Source organism: Micromonospora globispora (assembly GCF_003857015.1).
Taxonomy (GTDB): domain Bacteria; phylum Actinomycetota; class Actinomycetes; order Mycobacteriales; family Micromonosporaceae; genus Micromonospora; species Micromonospora globispora.
Window position 1 is genome coordinate 1 of sequence record NZ_QGGF01000728.1, and the last position, 1171, is coordinate 1171.

Consider the following 1171-nt stretch of genomic DNA (forward strand, 5'->3'; position numbering starts at 1 on the left):
GGCCGGCCCCCTCCGGCCCGGCCGACCTCAGCGCGGGCACGTCCGGTGACGTCGGGGCCAGCCCGCTGCCGGCGAACGACCCGGCCGACCGGCGGAACCACCGCAGCGCCGACGACGACGGCCACCACCAGCGCCCCGGAGAAGGCCAACCCGTACACGGCCACCCAGGTGTGCGGCAGCGGCTACCAGGTGATCGACTCGGCCACGCTGACCGCGAACGGGATTCGGCAGGGGCGGGTGTACCTGCTCTACAACACCGGGAACGGGTACAACTGCGTGGTCACCCTGAAGGACACCAACGTCGGCCGGGCCACCACCGTGTCGGCGTACCTGGAGGTGCAGGGGAAGACCCGCAGCACCGACAGCGGGGCGTTCCAGTACTACGCCGGGCCGGTCCGGGCCAGCGCCGCCGCGGCCTGCGTGAAGTGGGGCGGCTCGACCGGCGGAGCCAGCTACGGCAGCCCGTTCGAACACTGCGGCTGACCCGACCCGCACGACCCGCCCCGTACGCCGCTCCACCCGTTGGACGGCGTACGGGGCGGCGGGCGGCGACCCGCCGGGCGGCTTTAAGGTACGGGCATGTCCGTTGACGGGTGGAACACGCTCCTGGTGCTCGGCGGTATCCGGTCCGGCAAATCCGAGTTCGCGGAATCGCTGGTCGTTGACGCGCCGACGGTCCGCTACGTGGCCACCGCGCCCGAGGGCGACCCGGAAGACACCGAGTGGGCCACCCGGTTGGCCGCGCACCGCGCCCGGCGGCCGGGGAGCTGGACCACCGAGGAGACCGCCGGCGACCCGCGCCGGCTGGCCGACGTCATCGCCGCCGCGGCGCCGGACGAGACGCTGCTCGTCGATGACCTCGGCGGCTGGGTGACCGTCCTGCTCGACCCGGCCCACCAGCCAGCCGACGACACGGCCACCATCGAGGAGCTGGCGGCGGCGGTCCGGTCGAGTGGGGCCCGGCTCGTGCTGGTCAGCCCGGAGGTGGGGCTCTCCCTGGTGCCGACCACCCCGCTCGGTCGGGCGTTCACCGACGCGCTGGGCGCGACCAACCGCGCGGTGGCCGACGCCTGCGACGCGGTGGTCTTGGTGGTCGCCGGCCAGCCGAGCTGGCTGAAGCCGGGCGCCGCGCCACGTGCGGCCACCGTGCCGGCGCAGGCCGGTCCGGGCC

At 75.1% G+C, this 1171-nt stretch carries 1 protein-coding gene and 1 pseudogene; both read left to right on the forward strand.

The features are described from left to right. Positions 1-483, forward strand: a pseudogene (locus DKL51_RS32925) (hypothetical protein); the annotation flags it as partial. A 96-nt stretch (positions 484-579) separates the two neighbouring features. Continuing rightward, positions 580-1171, forward strand: a 592-nt coding sequence (locus DKL51_RS32930; protein WP_148097926.1) for a bifunctional adenosylcobinamide kinase/adenosylcobinamide-phosphate guanylyltransferase, incomplete at its 3' end; no start/stop codon positions are given.